Here is a 4,192-nt window from a genome sequence, read left to right as displayed (position 1 = left end):
CAGCGATCAGTAATGTCGCCAGTGGCCCAAGCAACATGCATGCGGCAACCAATACGGCAACGAAGGCGCCCCGAATGAGTCTGCCATCTACAAAGGTAGCGATTCTGCTCAACAAGGGGCCTAACGCCTGAGTTAAGCCGGGCCGCGAAGCGGCCTCGGCTTGAACGAAATGTTAGGCCGCTGCCAGAAGTGACAACGACCCGAACTAAAGATGTCACCGCAGCCAGTATTTTTGCTCATCAGTCATCTCAATCTCTGGCGGAACGTCGGGTGGCCCGTTGAAACGCCATTGGATTGCCTCCTCAACGGTCAACTTTCGCACGCCGCATTGCGGTACTCCGCATTGCCGTGGATAAGAGCCGTCCACAAGCGAGATGCCCTCGACCATGCCCATGCCCGTGCCGGTACACAGGCATGGGTGAAAGGCGCAGTCCTCGTAGAACTCGCCAGGTCGGATCTCATCTGCGTCGTCTAACAGTGTTGGCATGGCTGCGGCCTAACGCCTGAATTAAGCCGAACCGCGAAGCGGTTTCGGCTTGAATGAATTGTTAGGCCCCATTGCCGACCACCTGCAAGAGCTCGGCTTTGACGCCCGGGTCTATGTTGAGCCATTTGGTGCTGGGCGCAAGCTGGAGCTCACAGCCTTGCTCTCGTGCAGCAGACAGGATTTGTTGGAGCCAGCGCGAGTAAGGCCACTCCCGAGGTGTGGGTGAGTACAGGGATCGGCGAGCCGCATCCCAATGAACCTCCATGGCCTCACGGTAGATGTATGGGAAGGCTTGAGTTGACGGCACGACGTGGAGCTTGCCGACTGTGTCGATCTCTAACTCAGCGATCGTGTCTCTTTCCATGGGGCCTAACGCCTGAATTAAGCCGACCCGCGAAGCGGGTTCGGCTTGAATGAATTGTTAGGCCGCATTGTGGCCCGACATGATGCCGTAAACGAGTAGGGCAAAGCCGATCATGTTGACGGCGAGCAAGGAGCGCATGAAGTTGGCGCGCACAAGCATTGCCTTGTCTCCGAGCGACTCTGGTTTGCGGGTGAGAAGAAAGCTAAACAATGCTGGCGTGGCCTGCGGTTCAAAGCCACGCGGGCTCCCGATGCGCTGATACATGGCCGGATGATTCTTGGCCAACGAGCGGAACAAAAGTTGGACTGCCACAAGCCAAACGATGGCCAATGCAAACATGGAGAAGAACAAGGGAATTATGTAGTTGCTCATGCGGCCTAACGCCTGAGTTAAGCCGGGCCGCGAAGCGGCCTCGGCTTGAACGAATTGTTAGGCCCGGACCAGAGTCTGAGGACGCCCGCGACTAGCAACCCAATAGCGCCGCCGATGTACGTTGAAATCACCGGTAGATGGGTTTGTTGATACGCCTGCGCCCCGTAGCTCTCGGGGTAGGAGGAGGGCTCAAGGAGGGGCCAGGCAGCCAATGCGCCGACACCTAATGCACAAAGCGCCATAAGAAACTTGTGACTAGGGACGGCAAAGTAAGTGGACAGAACTACAGCCAAGGCAGCACAAAAGCCGGAGCCGGGTAGATGCCAGAAGCCAAGCCTGCCGGCAGCAAAGCCCCCGAGAATGCCGGCTACAAAGAATGCCCCCAGGATGGCGAGCACCGCGATAACCCATTGTCGAGTCGCGGACATGTGTCTCTCCGGGCCTAACGCCTGAATTAAGCCGAGCCGCGAAGCGGCTTCGGCTTGAATGAATTGTTAGGCCTCATTGGTGACGACCCGGCGGAAGTGTTGCAGATATGCACTGCCGAGCTGGGGCTCCAGCCGCGCCAGGCTGTCCAGAGCTTGGGAAACATCAAAGGGTTGGCCCGAAAGCGCTGATAGTGCTTGATTGTGGAGCGCGTATGCCAGTTGGGCGGCGGCCCCAGCAGCGCTTTGGTCTTGAGGGTCTAGGTAGCTGGCAAGCAGCACGCGGAGCTCGAAGACCGTGGCGGCTAGCAGGCGCTTCTCTAGATCAACTTCATGTTGCTCGGTCATGAGGCCTAACGCCTGAGTTAAGCCGGGCCGCGTAGTGGAGGCTGCAGGCATGGCAAGCTTTCTCTGCCATGCCTGGTGCCGGAACGAAGCGGCGTCGGCTTGAACGAACTGTTAGGGGGCAATTCGCGCGCTCTCCGACGCATCAGATAGCTCTCCCTTAAATGTAGTGAGGCTAGGGAACTTGCGTGATAGCCAAGCGTAGACCGGGTAGCCCGCAACGCCAAAGATGGTGCCAACGAGTAAACCACCAATTGGTGCTAAGAGAAAAAAGTAGCCAGGTCTAGCTCCCTCCCCGGACATGGCGGACAGGAACGCATTGATCGGTGTCATGACCACAGCGCCGCAGAAACAGCCAATAACCATCAGCTTGAGGAATGATCCGAACCCAAGACGAGCTGAGAAAGTCTTCATTTGCCCCCTAACGCCTGAGTTAAGCCGCGCTGCGTAGTGGAGGCTGCAGGCATGGCAAGCTTTCTGTGCCATGCCTGTGGCCGGAACGAAGCGGCGTCGGCTTGAACGACTTGTTAGGTGCCATTTTTGGGTGCCACAAGTGTAGGCATAAGGCTGCTCACTGGAAATGCCAGGATGAATCCAACAAGCGCACCGAGTACGAGCACCGCCCGCCTCTCTGCGCTACCAACGTCTATGTAGAGAGTCACGGCTACCGAGGCGACAAGGAACAGAAGAACGGTAAGAGACCCGGCCACACGAGACTGTAAGTTGAGAATGCTCGGTTTGTTGCAATGGTCGCAGTAGAAGACAGACTTTTTGCCAAAGAACTGCAGCGGCATGAACGAGTAGAGAGGGAGCGCCATTCTCTCTCGGCAGTTCGCGCAGCGTGTTTCGATTCGCCACATGGCACCTAACGCCTGAATTAAGCCGCGCTGCGGAGTGGAGGCTGCGGGCATGGCAAGCTCTCTTTGCCATGCCTGTGGCCGGAACAAAGCGGCGTCGGCTTGAATGAATTGTTAGGCGCCATCTTGGAACTGCGTATCGAAGTCTGCAATAGCCGCCTGGATAGATGACTGAGGCTGCATGCGCTGCTCAGGGGGAAGCTCGAACAGCAACTCTATGAACTGCCGCTCAAGTTGACGGATGTACTCTGGATCTGAGTCAGTGCTGAGGTAATCACGACTTTGGGTTACGAACCCGACTCCAATAATCTCCACGATGCGATAAAGGAACAGCCGATCATCACGTCGGGTCCAAACGGGGATATAGCGGTAGAGGGGCGGCAACTGATCTGGATTCATCCGGAGCTGCTTATGGCGCCTAACGCCTGAGTTAAGCCGCGCTGCGTAGTGCAGGTGCCAGGCATGGCAAGCTTTTTCTGCCATGCCTGGTGCCGGAACGAAGCGGCGTCGGCTTGAACGAATTGTTAGGCGCCAAGCGATGCACTTTGGTCAGCCTCTCGGTCGATAAAGTGAGATTGCGCCAAGCGCCAAGCCAAGTACGATTGAGAATGCGCCATAGAACCTCGATCTTGCGGGAGACACATGCTCCCGAGGGGTTTCAAAGCGGGAGGACGTGTTTCCGCGCGGAACCATGTTCGGGTGCGATGCAACCATATCAATAGGCCGAGCCACCAAGAATGCCCCGGCCACAACCATGGCAATGGCAATGAGTAGGCCAAGTCTGCTGGTTGTGCTGCGATGCTTCATTGGCGCCTAACGCCTGAGTTAAGCCGACCCGCGAAGCGGGTTCGGCTTGAATGAATTGTTAGGCCTCAAAGCCGGAACCACAATGGCCGCTCGATTGGGGACGTAACAAGCCCTGCGCTGCCTGGCTTGATTTGTACGAAGCGCCAGCCAGTAGCCAACGAGCCACCCGCCACAACAGTGTCAGCAGCCGCAAGCACAGCAAAGAATGTGCCGACTTTGCCAAGGTCATGCTCTGGGCCAACGTTGTTCAGTGCGTCGGTGTCCAAGACGGAATCAGGAATGCCCTCTATGACAATGATCTCACTGTCAACGTACATGGTGGGCAAGTACTGGGCGAAGCCATCCTCGTCGAGGATGTTGCGGGTTGCTTGCAAGAAATGCTCGAAATCTAGAGAACTGTCCATTGAGGCCTAACGCCTGAATTAAGCCGACCCGCGAAGCGGGTTCGGCTTGAATGAATTGTTAGGCCGCGTCATGACGATGGCGGAGGAAGAATAGCCTGCGCCTGACGATCTTGAATACCAGCCACCCAAAT

At 56.8% G+C, this 4,192-nt stretch carries 4 protein-coding genes; all 4 read right to left on the bottom strand.

Features of this window, described 5'->3' with window-relative positions; genetic code table 11:
- Positions 1–908: 908 nt before the first annotated feature.
- Positions 909–1,223 (bottom strand): hypothetical protein, encoded by a 315-nt coding sequence (locus tag MC380_RS17790; protein WP_242166494.1) that lies wholly within the window; start codon positions 1,221–1,223, stop codon positions 909–911.
- A 494-nt stretch (positions 1,224–1,717) separates the two neighbouring features.
- Entirely contained in the window at positions 1,718–1,996 is a 279-nt protein-coding gene (locus MC380_RS17785) for a hypothetical protein (protein WP_242166492.1), read from the bottom strand.
- A 968-nt stretch (positions 1,997–2,964) separates the two neighbouring features.
- Entirely contained in the window at positions 2,965–3,249 is a 285-nt protein-coding gene (locus tag MC380_RS17780; RefSeq protein ID WP_242166490.1) for a hypothetical protein, read from the bottom strand.
- 473 nt (positions 3,250–3,722) lie between these two features.
- Entirely contained in the window at positions 3,723–4,061 is a 339-nt protein-coding gene (locus MC380_RS17775) for a hypothetical protein (protein WP_242166488.1), read from the bottom strand.
- Between the last annotated feature and the right edge of the window lie 131 nt (positions 4,062–4,192).

This window comes from Lysobacter sp. M15 (genome assembly GCF_022662515.1).
Lineage (GTDB): Bacteria > Pseudomonadota > Gammaproteobacteria > Xanthomonadales > Xanthomonadaceae > JAKPBU01.
Note: the sequence above shows the minus strand (reverse complement) of the source record. Positions and strands in the feature narration are given on the sequence as shown.